Origin of the sequence: Burkholderia pyrrocinia, assembly GCF_001028665.1 — a bacterium.
In the GTDB taxonomy this organism is placed as follows: Bacteria; Pseudomonadota; Gammaproteobacteria; order Burkholderiales; family Burkholderiaceae; genus Burkholderia; species Burkholderia pyrrocinia.
The window spans coordinates 390,251-406,785 of sequence record NZ_CP011504.1; the positions used below are offsets into that span (position 1 = coordinate 390,251).

Genomic DNA, 16,535 nt, shown 5'->3' on the forward strand with positions numbered 1-16,535 from the left:
GATGTGGCTGGATTGTCAATAGCCATTAACGGCGCATCAAACGATATCTACGCACTACCTGATGCGACCTGCTCATCAAGCCCGACGCATCCCGTGACGCGGACGGCGCCCGGCAACAGACGCGGCGCGCACCGCAGCCGATGCGCGCCGCATGGACGGTCAACCGCCGTAGACGTCGAACGCGAAGTACTTCTTCTCGAGCTTCTTGTACGTGCCGTCCTTGATGATGTCGGCGATCGCGTGGTCGATCTTCGCCTTCAGGTCGGCGTCGTCCTTGCGCAGGCCGATGCCCGCGCCGTTGCCGAGCGTCTTCGGATCGTCGATGTCCTTGCCGGCGAAATCGAAGTTCGCGCCGCGCGGCGTCTTCAGGAAGCCGATCTCGGCCTGCACCGCGTCCTGCAGCGCCGCGTCGAGGCGGCCGGACATCAGGTCCTGGTACACGCCGTCCTGGTTCTGGTAAGGCACGACCTGCACGCCCTTCGGCGCCCAGTAAGTCTTCGCGTAGGTTTCCTGAATGGTGCCCTGCTCGACGCCGACCGACTTGCCCTTCAGCGATTCGGCCGTCGGCAGCAGGTTCGCGCCCTTCTTCGCGACGAGGCGCGTCGGCGTGTTGAACAGCTTGTCGGAGAACGCGATCTGCTCGGCGCGCGCCGGCGTCATCGACATCGACGACAGCACGCCGTCGAACTTCTTCGCCTTCAGCGCGGGGATCATCCCGTCGAAGTCGTTCTCGATCCACACGCATTTCGCCTTCAGGCGGCCGCAGATCTCGTTGCCGAGATCGACGTCGAAGCCGACGACCTTGCCGCTTGCGTCCTTCGATTCGAACGGCGGATAGCTGGCGTCGACGCCGAACCGGATCGTCGACCAATCCTTGGCGTGGGCACCGACCGCGAGGCAGGCAAGGGCAATACTGAGCGCGAGTTTCTTCATGGCGATCCTGTCAGAGGCGAACTGGGCAGGGGTCCCGTCGGGCGCCCCGCACCGGCGCTGCCGGCACGGCGGCTCCGCCGCGACCCCTTCCAACCCGGAAATCGCCCTGCTAGGCGATGCCCCAAGTTGTACATACAACTTTGCCTTTTCACGGGTATCGCCAGCAATCCGTGTTTATCTCTAATTGTCGGACAATTAGGGTCGTGGCCGGGAATTTCCTTAAATTTCAATTAATTATTGATTACGCGATGCTGAATTCCGGCTTTCTCGATGCGTACATGAGCGGCCGAACGGCATGCGTCACTTGTCTAGACCTCGCGGGTCGCGCCGACCGTTTCCAGCCCGACCAGCCGGTAGTCGAACTGCAGTTCCGTCAGCAGGTGCCGCGCGGCGATCACGCCGCCGCGGGCAACTTCATGCCGGCCGAGACCGACAGTCAGGTCGCCGAGAGCGGCGTCGGGTTCTCGAAATGATGCGCGGCGTTCATGTCGAAGAAACTGCCACCGTTCGTGCCGTCGTGCTTGATCGGTTCGAGGCTGGCGACGACGCCCGTCACGATCTGCCGATGCACGCCTTCGAGTGCGGTCGCCCCATGGGCAGTACGAAATGCACATCGCTCATGACGTTCACCGATATTTGAGAATCCTTGTTGAATCGCGCCGGCCAATACTGCTCGGGCTAACCATAGATTTTTATGCGTTCTTTTCAGCGCCGGTGCGAGTCTATACACCGTATCGTCACGGTGATTCCTAGAATGGGCGCCATGTCCAACACGAGATCTCCGCGGTGCGGAGCACGATGCGACCCGGGGATGAACGAATGAAACCGACCAGAACCGAATCCGCTGCTTCACGCGATCTGCCGCCCGTTCGTTCGCGGCGCAGGCTCCCCGCGGACGACCTCGTGCTGCTGTCGATCCGCGTCGAGTCGGACAATCTCGCTGTCGTGCGGCGCCTGCTGCATCAGGCTGTCGGCGCCGCGCTCAATTTCTATACGGCCGCGATCGACAAGCGCACCGGGCGCGCGTGCATCGAGCTCGAAGTCGCGCGGTCGCAGGCGTCGCCGGCCATCATGGAGATTCTCCGCCTGCTGCCGGCCGCCGAGTTCGGCACGATCCGCCTGTTGCAGCACTAGCCGGCGTTCGCCGCCGCCATGCGTGACATGCGTCACGCGGCCCCTTTCATCGATTCGAACGCACGCATCCGGCACGAACGCGCGGTTCTCCACGAACCGTGTCCGTTCGCAGCCGGCGCGCGCAACGGATCGTCGCTCCCGTCGTTACGGGCCTTTCCAGGAAGCACATCCAATGAAAAAAGCAGTCGTCGGTACCCTCTCCCTCGCGTTCTTCGGCGCCGCCGCGCATGCGCAAAGCAGCGTCACGCTCTACGGGATGCTGGATGCCGGTATCGCCTATACGAACAACCAGTCGGGCAAGAGCGTGTGGCAACAAGGCAGCGGCCTGCTGTCGAATACGGTGTTCGGCCTGAGCGGCAACGAGGATCTCGGCGGCGGCCTGCACGCGCTGTTCCGCCTCGAGAACGGCTTCAACCTGAACAACGGCACGCAGTCCTACCGGAACACGATGTTCGGCCGCCGCGCATACGTCGGCCTGCAGAGCGACCAATACGGCGCGCTGACGCTCGGCCGGCAATACGACTCCGTCGTCGACTATCTCGGCCCGCTGGCAATGGCGAACAACGGCGACGGCAACAACCTCGCGTCGCATCCGTTCGACAACGACAACATCGACGATTCGTTCTACATCGACAACGCGGTGAAATACACGAGCCCGACGCTCGCCGGCTGGCAGTTCGGCGGCCTGTACGGGTTCAGCAACGCGGCTGGCGGCTTCGCGAACAACCGCGCGTACAGCGCGGGCGTGTCGTATGCGAACGGGCCGGTCAACTTCGGCGCCGCGTACCTGCAGCTCAATCGCGGCGGGCTGACGGCCGGCGGTGCGCTGTCGACGAACGACGGGCCGAACTTCCCGGCCGTGCGCCAGCGCGTGATGGGCGCCGGCGGCAGCTATGCATTCGACCGGCTGACGGTCGGCGCGCTGTGGACGCATTCGATGTTCGACGAAACGGCCGCGTCGTCGCTGCCCGGCGCGCTGAACGCGCTGCGGTTCGACAACTACGAGGTCAACGCGCGTTATGCGCTGACGCCGGCAGTCTCGTTCGCGGGCGCCTATACGTTCACCGAAGGCCGCTACGACGACGCAGCCGGCAGCCACCGGCCGAAATGGCACCAGGTATCGCTGATGGCCGACTACGCGCTGAGCAAGCGCACCGACGTGTATGCGGAAACCGTGTACCAGCACCAGTTCGGCGTGCCGTCGGGCGCGACGCTCGGGTTCGCGAACGTCACGGGGCTCGCGGCTTCGTCGACGAACACGCAGGTGGTCGCGACGGTCGGCATCCGGCATCGGTTCTGACCGCGCGCCGGCCATCGAAGGCCGGCCGCTCTGTGCAATCCCGCATGGACGCGCGCCGGCCGAACAGGGATCATTCGGGGGATCCGGGCCCGCGCGCCCGCGAAACCGGTACACTCGGCGCCGGGCGCGCGCCGGATCGGCATTCGGCGGCGGGCCGCTGCCGACTCTCGAATCGTGATCCCATGACCACACCGATCTATCAGGAAATCAAGGACTTCATCCTCGCGCGCATTCATGCCGGCGAGTGGGCGGAAGGCGACCAGGTGCCGTCGGAGAACGAGCTCGCGCGTGAATTCAACGTCGCGCGGATGACCGTCAACCGTGCGCTGCGCGAGCTGACGGCCGAACAGGTGCTCACGCGCACGCGCGGCTCGGGCACGTATGTCGCATCGCCGAAGTACGAATCGACGCTCGTCGCGATCCGCAGCATCTCGGACGAAGTCGCCGCGCGCGGCCACGGCTATCGCGCGCAGGTGCTGCAGGTCGGCGCGGCCGTTGCCGACGCGAAGCTCGCCGACGAGCTGCAACTCGATACCGGCAGCCCGATCTTCCATTCGCGCGTGCTGCACTTCGAGAACGACACGCCCGTGCAGCTCGAGGAACGCTGGGTCAATCCGGCGTGCGCGCCCGAATACGCATTGCAGGACTTCACGACGACGACGCCTAACCAGTACCTGACGCGCGTCGCGCCGTTACAGCGCGTCGAATACCGGATCGAGGCCGCGATGCCCGACGCCGAAACGCGCCGCCATCTGACGATGGACGACCGCGAACCGTGCCTGATGCTGCATCGGCGCACGTGGTCGCAAGGGTTGGTCGCGTCGGTGGCCAATCTGTGGCACCCGGGCAGCCGTTACCGGTTCACCGGACATTTCTGACGCGCGGCGTCACCGCGCGCCGGGGCGCCCCCATCGCTCGATCGCGCCGACCGCCAGCTTCAAACCGTCCTCCTGCGCGATACGCGCGCCGAGTTCCGTTGCTCGCGTCTTCGTGTCGCCGCGCTCGCCAAACGCAATCGCCCGCGCAAGCGCGGCGGCATCCACGCGCCGCCCCGCGACCGGCGCATCCGCGACGCCGAGCCGCTGCAGCCGGTTCGCCCAGAAGAACTGATCGCCCGCGAACGGCACGACGACCGACGGAATGCCGGCCCGCGCGGCCGAATGCGTGGTGCCCGATCCGCCGTGATGAATCGCCATCGATACGCGCGGGAACAGCCAGTCGTGCGGCGTGTCGCCGATCACGCAGACGTGCGCCGGCAGCAGCGACGCATCGATGCCGCTCCAGCCCGGATAGAACAGCGCGCGCCGGCCGTCGAGCGCACGCACCAGCGTGTCGGCCAGCGCGACCCGGTCGAAGCCGGCCATGCTGCCGAAGCCGATGTACACGGGCGGTTCGCCCGAATCGAGAAAGGCCGCGAGTTCACGCGGCGGCGCCCATGCGCTTGCATCGATACGCCACTGGCCGCATGCACGCACGTGCGACGGCCAGTCTGCCGGGCCGGACAACAGCGTCGGCGACACGCCGTACAGCATCGGATGATCGGTCCAGACCTGCTTGCGCGGCAGCAGCCCGCACACGCTTGCGCGCGCCGCATTCGTCGCCTTCCTGAACGCCTGCCACAGCAGCGCGTTGACGAACCGGTGGCTCGCGCGGTTCAGCCAGCGCGGCAGCTTGCCCGGCGGCAGGAACGGCGACGCGAATCCGGCGGTCGGCGTGATCGGGATCATGCCGGTTCCGATCGCCGGCACGCCGCGATATTCGGCGACCGACAACCCGACGAACGACGCGAGCCCCGACACGAGGATCGCGTCGCAACCGGCCGACGCGTCCGTGACTTCGCGCATCCACGCAGCCGTGTTCGCATTCGCGATCGCCGCGAGCGCCTTCGACGTGTCGTTGAAACCGCCGCGCCCGCGCACCGCGTCCGACAACGCGCCGTCCGGTGCAATCGCGCGGCGAATATCGCCGGACAACGGCGCCGACGGCACGCCGAGCGCGTCGGCCGAACCGAGCGTCGCGGCATCGGCCAGCAGCCGGACTTCGTGGCCGGCATCCAGCAACGCACGGCCGAGCGCCGCGAGTGGGCGCGTGTCGCCTTCGGTGCCGTAGGTGGCGATGACGAGCTTCATGCATGACTCCTCGTATACGGCGGAAACGGTGGATTCAAAAAAGAGCACGTCGTATACTAATGCAATTCGTACACTTTCAGTCGACACCGCCGCCATGCCGATTCCGACCGACGATCCGGGCCGCCGCGCGCGCAAGCGCATCCAGATGCTCGCGCATCTCGCCGCCACCGCCGCACGCCTGTTCGACGCGCACGGCTACGATGCCGTCACGATGGAACAGATCGCCGCGCAGGCCGATGTCGCGAAGCGCACGCTGTACAACCATTTTCCGACGAAGGAAGCCGTGCTCGCGCACTGGCTCGAAGGCGAACTCGCGCGCGACCTCGCGCATCTGCAGCGCGACGTCGCGCGGCGCAAGACCTTCGCGTCGCGCATCGGCTGCGTGCTCGATGCGTCGGCCGCGTGGTGCGAGCAACATCCGGTGTACCTGCTCGCGTATCTGCGGCATCGCTTCCTGAGCATCGGCACGGTCGAACCGGAAAGCGGCGGAGAGAACCGCGGCGATATCGCGCTGGTATGGCAGCAACTGATCGCCGCGGGGCAGCAATCCGGCGAACTGAATGCAACGCTGCGGGCCGACCAGCTCGCGACGTGGTTCCATCACCTGTATCTCGCGGCGATGCTGCGCTGGCTGACCGTGCCGGGGCTGTCGCTGAAACGGGAGTTTCAGTCGGTCGCGAAGCTGTTTGTCGAAGGCGCGGAAGCGAAAGGCTGAGCGGCGCAACGCGCCAGTCGGGCGCTCACAAACTCACAAGCGCCCAAGCACGACCGCGAGCAGCGAGCGCCCGAAACGGGCGACCGCCGCACCGCATGCGACAAACGCGCGCTTCATTTCTTCCGCGACGCTTTCGCTGCCGGCGCATCGCGCTTCGCGGCATTGCCGCCGCCCGACGGCCATTGCGTCTCGTCGAGCAGCCGGTCGAACAGCCGCGCGCGCTCGTCTGCCGACAGCGGACACAGCCCGAACATCGCCGATAGCGCGAGCCCCCAGGCCGCCTTCCACCGCAGCAGCGCAAGATCGGGGTCGTCGGATTCGGCCGCGATGCGCTTCGCGTTCTCGCCGTCGATATCCCGAACCTGCTGCAGCGGCGCGGGATCCTCGACCAGCGCCGCCATGATCGCGAGCGCCGCCGACGGCTGCTGGTCGATCACTTCGCGCATCGTCGCGATCTGCGCGGACAGCGTCGGCTGCGCTTCGCCCGGATCGCGCGCGGCCAGATAGTCGCGCTGGAATCGTTGGTAGTAGTCCTGCTGATGTTCCATCAGTGCGTTCAGCACATCGCCTTTCGTGCGGAACTGATGCATCAGCCCGCCCTTGCTGATGCCGCTTTCGCGCGAGATCGCATCGAACGTGAGCTTGCCCGGACCGTCGCGCTCGAGGATCGCGAGCGCCGCCTGGATCGCGGCAGTGCGCGTTCGCTCGGAACGCGTCGGGTTATCCATGAACTATCCCCGGTATGAAGTGATGCAATGCGACCGCGCCGAACCGGCACGATCGTATGAACGAAGTGCGCGGAGTCTATCACAAACAAACCGCCTGGTCGGTTTACATTCGGAAATGGCGGTGCTACGATCGGCTCCCGCATCGGCCCCGGCCGGATGTCGGACCGCGTCACGCACCACATCGCGCGACGCGAGCGCCGCCCGTGGCGCGGCTGCCCGGCCGATGACCGCTGCCGGACGGCTTGCCGATCCCGAAATTCATGCGGTTATTGCGCGCCAAAAACAAACCGTCTGGTTGGCTTTTTTGTAAACCCCGAGCGGCAATGCCGCCCTGTTGCACCACCCTTCGCACCGGCCCTACCGGTGCGAACCCTGACCCGGAGCATCAAATGAACCGATCGATCAAGCCCAGCCACCTGCTCAACGCCGCGCTTTGCGTCGCGCTCGCCGGATGCGCCGGCGTCCAGCCCGCCCGTTACAGCGGCATCGAATCGTCGCCCTACCTGCGCAGCGATCCGCAGGACAAGTCCGGCCGCGTGCCCTACCGCTACGCGCTGCCGGCGGACTGGCACACGTACCGGAAGCTGATTCTCGACCCGGTGGCCGTCTATCGCGGCACCGACCATCAGTTCGGCGACCTGAGCGACCAGGACAAGTCGACGCTCGCGACGTACATGGGCGACACGTTCGCGAAGAAGCTCGGCCAGCGCTTCGAGCTGACGAGCGCGCCGGGTCCCGACACGCTGCGCGTGAAGCTGACGCTGACGGGCGCCGTGACGACGACGACATTTGCCGGCGCATTCGCGCATTTCGATCTCGCGGGCAACGTCTACAACGGCGTGCAGGCGATCCGCGGCCGCGAGGGCGCCTTCACGGGCTCGGTCATCTACGCGGTGGAGATCCGCGATGCGTCGACGAACCGGCTGATCAGCGCGTACGTGACGAAGCAGTATCCGAATGCGATGAACGTCGGCGCGAGTTTCGGCGCGCTCAGCGCGGCAAAAACCGGCATCGACAAGGGCGCCGATGCACTCGTCGCGCAATTCGACTGACAACCTTCGGTGCGCGTTGGAGCGTTTCAAGCAGGTGCTCGCGCGCTGGCCGCGAACGGCGATCGTCTGGATCGTTCCGCTCGCGGCCGCCGCGTTCTGTATCGCATGGGGCGTCTCGTCGCTCGGCAGCCGCGGGCCGACGATCACGATCGCGTTCGCGACAGCCGAAGGACTGGAAGCAGACAGATCGACGCTGCGGCTGCGCAATGTCGAAATCGGTCGCGTCACGCACGTCCGCGCGTTGCGCGGGCAACCCGGCGTGACGATCGATGTGCGACTGGACGCCAACGCGCAGGCACTGGCGGTTGCGGACACACGCTTCTGGATCGTGCGGCCGCGCATCGGGCCCGGTGGCCTCTCCGGTCTCGATTCGGTGCGGTCCGGTTCATACATCGCGGCCGCGCCTGGCAGTTCGCGCGAACCGCGCACGACGTTCACCGGGCTCGATGCACCGCCGGTCACCGAAGGCGGCGGCCGTCACTACACGCTGCGCGCGACGTCGCTCGGCTCGGTCGCGATCGGTTCGCCGGTCTATCACCGGCGCGCACGCGTCGGTCAGGTGGCCGGTTATGCGCTCGACGCCGACGGGCACGGCGTCTCGATCGACGTGTTCGTCGCCGCGCCGTTCGATCGATACGTCGATGTCGATGCGCGCTGGTGGCAGGCCGGCGGTCTCGGTCTGCGGCTCGACGCGGGCGGCATGAAGCTCGGCACGCCGTCGATCGCCGCGCTGCTCGCCGGTGCACTCGCGTTCGCCACGCCGCCCGGACGCGCCTCGAACGTCGCGGCGCCGGACGGTACGCGCTTTCGCGTGGCCGACGACGAAATCGACGCGATGCGCACGCCGAACGCGCCGGCCGCGCCGGTCGTGATGCGTTTCGACCGCTCGCTGCGCGGCCTCGAGGTCGGCGCGCCGGTGGATTTTCGCGGCATCGAACTCGGCAACGTGACAGCCGTCGGCACCGAATACGACGCGGCACGCGGCGACGTCGCGATGCGCGTGACGATCGCGCTCTATCCCGATCGCCTCGGGCAGCGCTATCGCGACGTGCTCGGCAACGGCGACACCGATGCCGGCAAGGCGCTGCTGCGAACGCTCGTCGCGCGCGGTTTGCGCGGTCAGTTGCGCGTCGGCAATCCGATCGCGAACCGCTCGTATGTCGCGCTCGACATGTTCCCGCACGCACCGCTCGCGTCGGTCGATACCGATCGCCTGCCGATCGTGTTGCCGACCGTGCCCGGCACGCTCGACGTGCTGCGCGTACACATTGCCGATATCGCCGGAACACTTTCCCGATTGCCGCTCGACTGCATGGGCACGGACCTGAACGCAGCGCTCGTGCACACCAATGCGCTGTTCGCGCAACTCGATACCGAACTCGCACCGCATGCGCGCGATGCGCTGGGCACCGCACGACAGGCGTTCACGGCCGCGCAGGCGATGCTCGCGCAACAGGGTGCGGCCACATCGAACGTCCACCGCACGCTGACGCAATTCGCACGCACGTCGAGCGCACTGCGCGCATTGGCCTGCGATCTGGAACAGCATCCGGAGTGGTTGCTGCCGAATGCATCGGGCGCCACGCAACCGGCCGACACGCCGCATCCGTCAAGTGCATCGCGGTGAGCGCGTCGCGCAGCGCATACGGGTTTTCACGACGAATGCACGCACCGCATGCCAAATTTCCCGCGCAGCAGTATGCTGGTGTCGTACGGCTGCGCACGGTGCATCGGGTAATCCCGCGATTCGCACGTTGTCGCGCCGCCGTCGCGACCGCAATCATGCGTTGCAAGGAGGGATTCGCGATGACCACCACGCATCAGCACTTCCACCTCGAACTACGAAACGCCACCGCGCCGACCTATTTCATCAGCTACCTGTTTCCCGCGTTGCTGTTCATTTACGAACTGCTGCGCGTCGGCCAGTGGATCCGCGATCACGGGATGCAATTCGCCGCGTTCAAGCAGATGGGTTACGAGTATCTGCTGATGCTGCTGTTCGTCGGACTGCAGATCGTCGTGGAGGCGATCTTCCTGCTCGGCGCCGCGATGCGCCGCGACAATCGCGACTTCGAGCACCGGCTGCCGAACGTGATCCTCGGCATCGGCTGCTCGATCGCGCTGCTCGCGATCGATCTCGCGATCCAGCTTGCGTTCTGACGGCCGGCGGGCACGCGCCCGCCGCTTGCCCGGGCGCTCAGGCGCCCGCGTCGCGCAGGAACGTCGCCACGGCGGCCAGCACGTCGTCCGTGCGCTCGCGGTGCGGCATGTGCCCGCATCCGGCGAGCAACAGGAACGACGACGGCCCCGCGACGCGCGCGGCGATCCGCTTCGGATGCACGTCGGATCCGTATTCGTCGTCTTCGCCGTGAATCGCGAGCGTCGCGCATTGCACGCGCGGCAAGTCGTCGTCGAGATTCCAGTCGCGAAACGCCGGCGACTGCCACGTGTCGACCCACGCGCGCAGCACCCATTCGGCCTTGTCGCCGTGATAGCGCGCGAGCCGGTCGAGCTGGCCCGGCTCGTCGAACAGCCGCCCAGCGTCGCGAATGCCGGCCAGCGTGCGATCCTCGACGAATGCCTGCGCGGCGACCGTCACGAGTGCACGGCAACGCTCCGGATGCGCGGCGGCGCAGCCGACCGCCATTCCGCCGCCGACGCTGTGCCCGAACGCGACGAACGCGTCGACGCCAAGTTGTTCGAGCACGGCATCGAATGCACGATCGGCCTCGTCGCGCACGAACGTCGTGCCGAGCCTCCCCGGATGACGATCCGAACGGCCGAAACCGAGGCGGTCGTAGGCGATCACGTCGCGTTGCGTGGCGCTCGCGAGCTGCGCGGGAAAATCGCGCCACAGGTCGACGCAGCCGAGCGAATCGTGCAGCAGCACGATGGGCGCGGCCGGCTTAGGCGCGGCCGGCTCAGGTGCGGTCGACCTGGACGTGTCCGCCACATCTTGCACCGGACGAGCGCGCCAGCGTTTCGCAAAGAGACGCCCTTGCGGCGTCTCGACGAGTGTCTCCTCGGTCAGGCTATCGGTCATGTGTCGGTTTTCTGCGTGAAAGCGGCCGCACGTCGGCGGCCGCATCGGATCCCCGCATGTTGGCGTGCCCGCGCGCACGGCGTCAAGCAAGCCCCCACCGCCCGCGCGCTCATTCGGGCTGCGGCGGCAGATACTCCATCTGCGCTTCGTCGTACAGCCGGTAGATCAGCGCCTGCATCGCGCGGATGTCCTCCGATTCGTCGAGCATCCGCATGCTCATGATGATCGGCGACACGAGGTTCGGATCGTCGAGCGGCTTGTAGCTGATGTCGTCGCGCTTCAGCCCGTAGACGCTGTGCGGCACGACCGACACGCCCTCGCCCATCGCGACGAGGCCGAGCGCGATCTGCAGTTCGCGCGTCTCGTAGATCCGCCGCGGCTGCAACGCGCGATCGTGAAAGGCCGCGAGCACCTGGTCCGCATAACTCGGGCGCGGCGCCTTCGGGAAGATGATCAGCGTGTCGTTCACGAGATCGTGCAGCGACAGCACGGGCTTCGCGCCGTCGAGCGGGTGGCCGACCGGCAGCGCGACGATCATCCGCTCCTCGCGCAGCACGACGCGCCGCACGCTCGGATCTTCATGGCGGATGCGCCCGAACCCGACATCGATGCGCCCTTCCTTCAGCGCCTTGATCTGGTCCATCGTCGACATCTCGTGCAGGCTCAGCTCGACGGCCGGATGCTCGCTGCGAAAGCGCCGGATGATCTTCGGCAGCATCCCGTACAGCGTCGAGCCGACGAAGCCGACCGACATGCTGCGCTCGATCTTGCCGACCCGCTTCGTCATCGATTCGAGTTCGGTCGTCTGCGCGAGCAACTGCACCGCGTGCGAATAGAAGAAGCGCCCCGCGTCGGTCAGCTTCAGCGGCCGCGCGCTGCGCTCGAACAGCGGCACGCCGAGCGCTTCCTCGAGCTGCTGGATCTGCCGGCTCAGCGGCGGCTGCGCGATATGCAGCCGTTCCGCCGCACGCGTGAAATTCCGCTCCTCGGCGACCGCGACGAAGTAGCGGAGGTGTCTCAACTCCATTTTCGATGCCTCCCGGACAGCGACCCGACGTCAAACCACGGCCGGACGATGTCGTCACGATACCGCAGGCGGCGCAAACCTCCACGCACACCCCTACGCGCCCCGCAAAGCAAAACGGGAAGCCTTCAAGCTTCCCGTTTCCGATCGACGCCGCCGTGTCGCGACAGCGTCGCGACCGCCCGTCACACCTCGGTCGCGTAGAGCGCGTCGCGCTGCTCGTTGCTCAGCGTATCGAGCGGCACGTCCGGCAACTGATAGCAGATCATCGTGCCGTACAGCTCGGCGAGGCAATTGCTGCCGGCGTCGAGCGCGTAGCCGTCCTCGCCGTCCGGAGCCGGCGGGTACACTTCGCGCCACGCGTTGATCGCGGCTTCGATTCGCACGATGGAAACGGGTCCGGCCTTCCGCTCGGCGGGTGATGCGCTCATGGATTCCTCTGGGTTGCGCGCTCCGCGGGCCGTGCCGGCCCGGATGGAACGATGAAAACGCCGGGCGCCGCCGGCCACCGCGCACCGCGCGCGCCGGATGCCGATCCGCGCTGCGCCTGTCGCGCCGGCCGGGCCGTGGCCCGGTAGGGTCGGGCAATATAACCGGCTTTGACCCCGTGCAGACAAAAGCCGGGCAAAAAAAACGGGAAGCGCGAGGCTTCCCGTTTCATCGCACGTCGCGCGGCCGTCTGCCGCCCACACGTCAGCCCGCGGTTTCGCGATTCGCCACCGGCTGCGGTTGCGCACCACGGCTCGCGGCAATCCACGGCGCGATCTCCATGTCTTCGTAGCGCACGAAGCGGCTCTTGTTCAGGAGCCGGAAACCGAGCCACACGACGAGGAACAGCGGAATGCCGACGTAGGTCGCGGTCACGCCGGCCCAGTCGATCCTGTTCGCGAGGAACGCCTGATAGTCCTGCCCGAGCGCGATCACGAGGCACAGCACGAACGCGAACAGCGGGCCGAACGGGAACCACTTCGACTGGTACGGCAGTTGATCGAGCGAATAACCCTGCTTCACGTAGCCCTTGCGGAACCGGTAGTGGCTGACCGCGATGCCGAGCCATGCGATGAAGCCCGTCATCCCCGACGTGTTCAGCAGCCACAGGTACACCGTCTTGTCGCCGTACAGCGACGTGAAGAAGCACAGCGCACCGACGGCCGTCGTCGCATACAGCGCGTTGCGCGGCACGCCGCCCGGCGACAGCTTCGCGAACACCTTCGGCGCGCGGCCTTCGGTCGCGAGGTTGTAGAGCATCCGCGTCGACGCGTACATGCCCGAGTTGCCGGCCGACAGCACGGCCGTCAGGATCACCGCGTTCATCACGCCGGCCGCGAATGCAAGGCCCGCGTGGCGGAACACGAGCGTGAACGGGCTCACGCCGATGTCGGTCACGTCCGTCTTCAGCAGGTTCGGGTCGGTATACGGAATCAGCACGCCGATCACGAAGATCGCGAACACGTAGAACAGCAGGATCCGCCAGAACACCTGGCGCACCGCGCGCGGAATCGTCGTGCGCGGGTTCTCCGATTCGCCGGCCGCGACGCCGATCAGCTCGGTGCCCTGGAACGAGAAGCCCGCGATCATCGCGACGCCCATCAGCGCCGGCAGGCCACCCGCGAACGGCGCGTCGCCGATCGACAGGTTGCCCCAGCCATTGCTGGGCGCACCCTTCAGAATGCCGAAGATCATCAGCAGGCCGACGCCGATGAACGCGACCACGGTGACGACCTTGATCAGCGCGAACCAGTATTCGGCCTCGCCGAAGCCGCGCACGGTGAGCGCGTTGAGCAGGAACATCACGCCGAGGAAGGCCGCGCTCCACCACACGCCCGGCACGTCCGGAAACCAGTAGTGCATCACGAGCTGCGCGGCGACGAGTTCCACCGCGATCGTCACGGCCCAGTTGTACCAGTAGTTCCAGCCGAGCGCGAAGCCGAAGCCTTCGTCCACGTATTTCGCGCCGTAGGTCGCGAACGAACCCGACACGGGCATGAACGCGGCCATCTCGCCGAGGCTCGTCATCAGGAAGTACACCATCAGGCCGATCAGCATGTACGCGACCATCGCGCCGCCGGGGCCGGCCTGCGAGATCGACGCGCCGGACGCGACGAACAGGCCCGTGCCGATCGAACCGCCGATGGCGATCATCGTCAGGTGGCGCGCCTTCAGCGCGCGATGAAGCTTGGGTGGGTTCGCGGACGAACCGGGTGGGTCGGATTTCGGAATTGCGGACATAAACGAGACGAACGTTGAGCGGGCCGGCATCCGTAGCCGGCGCATGCGGAATCGGAGCGCGGGGCGCGTCCTGCGATGCATTCGATGCGGCCCCGATACGCGTTGCGCGGCGGGCGCCTGCGGCGAAGCGCGGATTCTACCTGATTCGCCATCGGGACAGCTCGGGTGCGCCCGCCCGCCGCGGCCGGGGAGAGTTCGCAGAATCAACGAGTTGGCTGCACCGGCGCGGCCGCAGCCGCACGCCGGCACAAAAACCTTGGCTATTCCGGGGTTATTCGGCTTTTCATTCCGCGCGGCAGGCGGGCAATGCTGTCTCGATCCGCCAAATACCGCGCCGATACGAAAAATCGACCGGTCATCGCCCCATTAATCAGACAAAACGACCGATACTGATAATTGATTCAAATCAAATCGCCCGCGCGCAATGCGGTAATGATGCGTAATCGTTTCGAATCGCCGTTTCCGCATGCATGTTTTGCATGCGCACACGAATTGCCGGGATTCGCGAGATAATGCGGATTAATTCGAAATAATCAGCGCGCGGAACCGTCGACGACGCGAATATCCGCCGCCCGCCCCCCCCCCGAGGATGAAGCCACTCCCGCTGCCCGCCACGCTGCGCCGCCATACCGCGTCGATCGTGGCACGCATTCTGTCGCCCCGCGGCGTACTCGTTGCGGGCATCGTCCTGCTGATGTTCAGTTGGGGACTTTCCACGTCGCTTTTAATCGAGGCGCGGCGCGACGCATATGACCATGCGGTCGAAAATGCGCGCAACCTGATGCTGCTGATCGAACGCGATATCGCGCGCAATATCGAACTCTACGATTTGTCGCTGCAAAACGTCGTCGACGGCGTGACCGATCCGGAACTGATGACGTTGCCGCCGCGCCAGCGCCACCGGCTGCTGTTCGACCGCGCGGCGACCGGTGCGTATCTCGGGTCGCTGTTCGTGATGGATGCGCACGGCAATATCGTGATCGATTCGAGCGCGTCGCCCGCGCGGCAAGGCAACTTTGCGGACCGCGACTATTTCACCGTGCACCGCAACGGGCTCGCGCAGGGCCTCTACATCAGCCGGCCATACGCGTCCCGGCTGCGCGGCGGCGCGCTGACGATCGCGCTCAGCCGCCGGATCTCGCTGGCCGACGGCACGTTCGGCGGCATCGTCGTCGGCACGCTCAGCATCGACTACTTCCGCGCGCTGCTCGACGGCCTCGCGGTCGGCAAGCACGGCAGCGCGGCGATCGCCGAGCTCAACGGCATGCTCGTGAGCCGCCTGCCTTACGACGCGCGCACGGTCGGCCTCGACCTGCACAATTCGCCGCTGTTCATCGCGGCGCTGCGCAGCCGCGAAGGCGTGCTGGCGGGCACCGGCAGCATCGACGGCGTGCGGCGCATCTATGTTTACAAGCATCTCCCCGGCCTGCCGCTGATCGTCGACGTCGCGCCGGCCGAGATCGACGTCTACGCGCCGTGGCACCACCGCGCGGTCTGGACCGTCGTGCTGATGTGCCTGTTCACCGGGTTCATCGCGTGGGGCTCGCTGGCGCTGTCGCGCGAACTGAAGCGCCGGCAGATCGCCGAATCGAAGCTGTACCGGCTCGCGCACACCGATTCGCTGACGGGCCTCGACAACCGCGGCACGTTCGACACGGTGCTCGCGAAGGAGGCACAGCGTGCGGCGCGCAGCGGCCGCCCGCTGTCCGTGCTGTTCGTCGACGTCGATCACTTCAAGGCGTTCAACGACTACTACGGCCACCCGGCCGGCGACGACGTGCTGCGTCGCGTCGCGCAATCCGCGTCGCGCTGCCTGCGCCGCGACGGCGATCACGTCGCGCGCTACGGCGGCGAGGAATTCGTCGTCACGCTGCCCGACACCGACGCGCAAGGCGCGGCGACCGTTGCCGAAGGTATCCGGCAAGCAATCGCGGAGCTCGGCATCGAGCACGTGCAGAGCCCGTACGGGCGCGTCACGGCGAGCATCGGCACGGCGACCGCCGCCGACGGCCGCATGAACGCCGCGACGCTGCTGCTGCGCGCCGACGAGGCGCTGTACCGCGCGAAGTCCGGCGGACGCAATCGCGTGTCGGACGCGCAGCCGAGCGCGGCCGACGCATGGCGTAACATCGCGTGACGTGATGTCGCGACACGATGCGGCAGCCGGCCGGGCCGGACCGCCGCGCCGTGGACAGCCCGCGCGCGTTCGGCTAGCGTTACGTCTGCTGCGCACGCGGCGCGGCGCCCG

The 16,535-nt window shown here is 66.8% G+C and carries 16 protein-coding genes and 1 pseudogene; 9 read left to right on the forward strand and 8 right to left on the reverse strand.

The features are described from left to right. Positions 1-159 precede the first annotated feature (159 nt). Complete coding sequence (locus ABD05_RS18055; RefSeq protein WP_047901536.1) at positions 160-933, reverse strand: ABC transporter substrate-binding protein; 774 nt, start codon at positions 931-933, stop codon at positions 160-162. Between the two features lie 203 nt (positions 934-1,136). Here ABD05_RS18055 and ABD05_RS38330 point away from each other — a divergent pair, with 203 nt between their 5' ends. Next, entirely contained in the window at positions 1,137-1,406 is a 270-nt protein-coding gene (locus tag ABD05_RS38330; RefSeq protein ID WP_158361624.1) for a hypothetical protein, read from the forward strand. Here the strand turns inward: ABD05_RS38330 and ABD05_RS38945 are convergent. Beyond that, a pseudogene (locus ABD05_RS38945) lies at positions 1,379-1,522 on the reverse strand (potassium-transporting ATPase subunit KdpA); the annotation flags it as partial. The gene ABD05_RS38330 and the pseudogene ABD05_RS38945 sit on opposite strands and share 28 nt — an antisense overlap. A 230-nt stretch (positions 1,523-1,752) precedes the next feature. Here ABD05_RS38945 and ABD05_RS18060 point away from each other — a divergent pair. The 3 genes from ABD05_RS18060 (at position 1,753) to hutC (ending at position 4,245) form a co-directional block, all read left to right on the forward strand. After that, positions 1,753-2,067 (forward strand): hypothetical protein, encoded by a 315-nt coding sequence (locus tag ABD05_RS18060; protein WP_082146150.1) that lies wholly within the window; start codon positions 1,753-1,755, stop codon positions 2,065-2,067. A 172-nt stretch (positions 2,068-2,239) separates the two neighbouring features. Next, positions 2,240-3,367 (forward strand): porin, encoded by a 1,128-nt coding sequence (locus ABD05_RS18065; RefSeq protein ID WP_047901538.1) that lies wholly within the window; start codon positions 2,240-2,242, stop codon positions 3,365-3,367. Positions 3,368-3,549: 182 nt separating this feature from the next. After that, entirely contained in the window at positions 3,550-4,245 is a 696-nt protein-coding gene (gene hutC, locus ABD05_RS18070) for a histidine utilization repressor (RefSeq protein ID WP_047903626.1), read from the forward strand. A 9-nt stretch (positions 4,246-4,254) separates the two neighbouring features. On the opposite strand, the gene ABD05_RS18075 is transcribed toward hutC, so the two are convergent. Beyond that, on the reverse strand, positions 4,255-5,496 hold the full coding sequence (locus tag ABD05_RS18075; protein WP_047901539.1) for a glycosyltransferase: 1,242 nt from the start codon (positions 5,494-5,496) through the stop codon (positions 4,255-4,257). Positions 5,497-5,590: 94 nt separating this feature from the next. Here ABD05_RS18075 and ABD05_RS18080 point away from each other — a divergent pair, with 94 nt between their 5' ends. Further along, positions 5,591-6,211 carry a TetR/AcrR family transcriptional regulator gene (locus ABD05_RS18080; RefSeq protein WP_047901540.1) on the forward strand — a complete coding sequence of 207 codons (621 nt, stop codon included), beginning with the start codon at positions 5,591-5,593 and terminating at the stop codon, positions 6,209-6,211. 113 nt (positions 6,212-6,324) lie between these two features. On the opposite strand, the gene ABD05_RS18085 is transcribed toward ABD05_RS18080, so the two are convergent. Further along, a complete protein-coding gene (locus ABD05_RS18085; RefSeq protein WP_047901541.1) occupies positions 6,325-6,939 on the reverse strand; it encodes a TetR/AcrR family transcriptional regulator in 615 nt (204 codons plus the stop codon). 389 nt (positions 6,940-7,328) lie between these two features. Between ABD05_RS18085 and ABD05_RS18090 the strand changes: the two genes are divergently transcribed. The 3 genes from ABD05_RS18090 to ABD05_RS18100 all read left to right on the forward strand — a co-directional run bounded on the left by ABD05_RS18090 (position 7,329) and on the right by ABD05_RS18100 (position 10,151). Continuing rightward, entirely contained in the window at positions 7,329-7,991 is a 663-nt protein-coding gene (locus ABD05_RS18090) for a DUF3313 domain-containing protein (protein WP_047901542.1), read from the forward strand. 16 nt (positions 7,992-8,007) lie between these two features. Continuing rightward, entirely contained in the window at positions 8,008-9,618 is a 1,611-nt protein-coding gene (locus ABD05_RS18095; RefSeq protein WP_047901543.1) for a PqiB family protein, read from the forward strand. 179 nt (positions 9,619-9,797) lie between these two features. Then, positions 9,798-10,151, forward strand: coding sequence for a hypothetical protein (locus ABD05_RS18100; protein ID WP_047903627.1), 354 nt, complete (start codon positions 9,798-9,800; stop codon positions 10,149-10,151). Positions 10,152-10,188: 37 nt separating this feature from the next. Here the strand turns inward: ABD05_RS18100 and ABD05_RS18105 are convergent, their stop codons facing one another. The 4 genes from ABD05_RS18105 to ABD05_RS18120 form a co-directional block, all read right to left on the reverse strand. Continuing rightward, positions 10,189-11,034, reverse strand: coding sequence for an alpha/beta fold hydrolase (locus ABD05_RS18105; protein ID WP_047901544.1), 846 nt, complete (start codon positions 11,032-11,034; stop codon positions 10,189-10,191). Positions 11,035-11,143: 109 nt separating this feature from the next. Further along, a complete protein-coding gene (locus ABD05_RS18110) occupies positions 11,144-12,061 on the reverse strand; it encodes a LysR family transcriptional regulator (protein ID WP_047901545.1) in 918 nt (305 codons plus the stop codon). A gap of 182 nt (positions 12,062-12,243) precedes the next feature. After that, positions 12,244-12,489, reverse strand: coding sequence for a DUF3717 domain-containing protein (locus tag ABD05_RS18115; RefSeq protein ID WP_047901546.1), 246 nt, complete (start codon positions 12,487-12,489; stop codon positions 12,244-12,246). 262 nt (positions 12,490-12,751) lie between these two features. Beyond that, the gene (locus tag ABD05_RS18120) at positions 12,752-14,287 is read right to left on the reverse strand and encodes an amino acid permease (protein WP_047901547.1); all 1,536 of its coding nucleotides are present in this window, start codon (positions 14,285-14,287) and stop codon (positions 12,752-12,754) included. A 589-nt stretch (positions 14,288-14,876) separates the two neighbouring features. Here ABD05_RS18120 and ABD05_RS18125 point away from each other — a divergent pair. Then, entirely contained in the window at positions 14,877-16,424 is a 1,548-nt protein-coding gene (locus tag ABD05_RS18125; protein WP_047901548.1) for a GGDEF domain-containing protein, read from the forward strand. Positions 16,425-16,535: the final 111 nt, after the last annotated feature.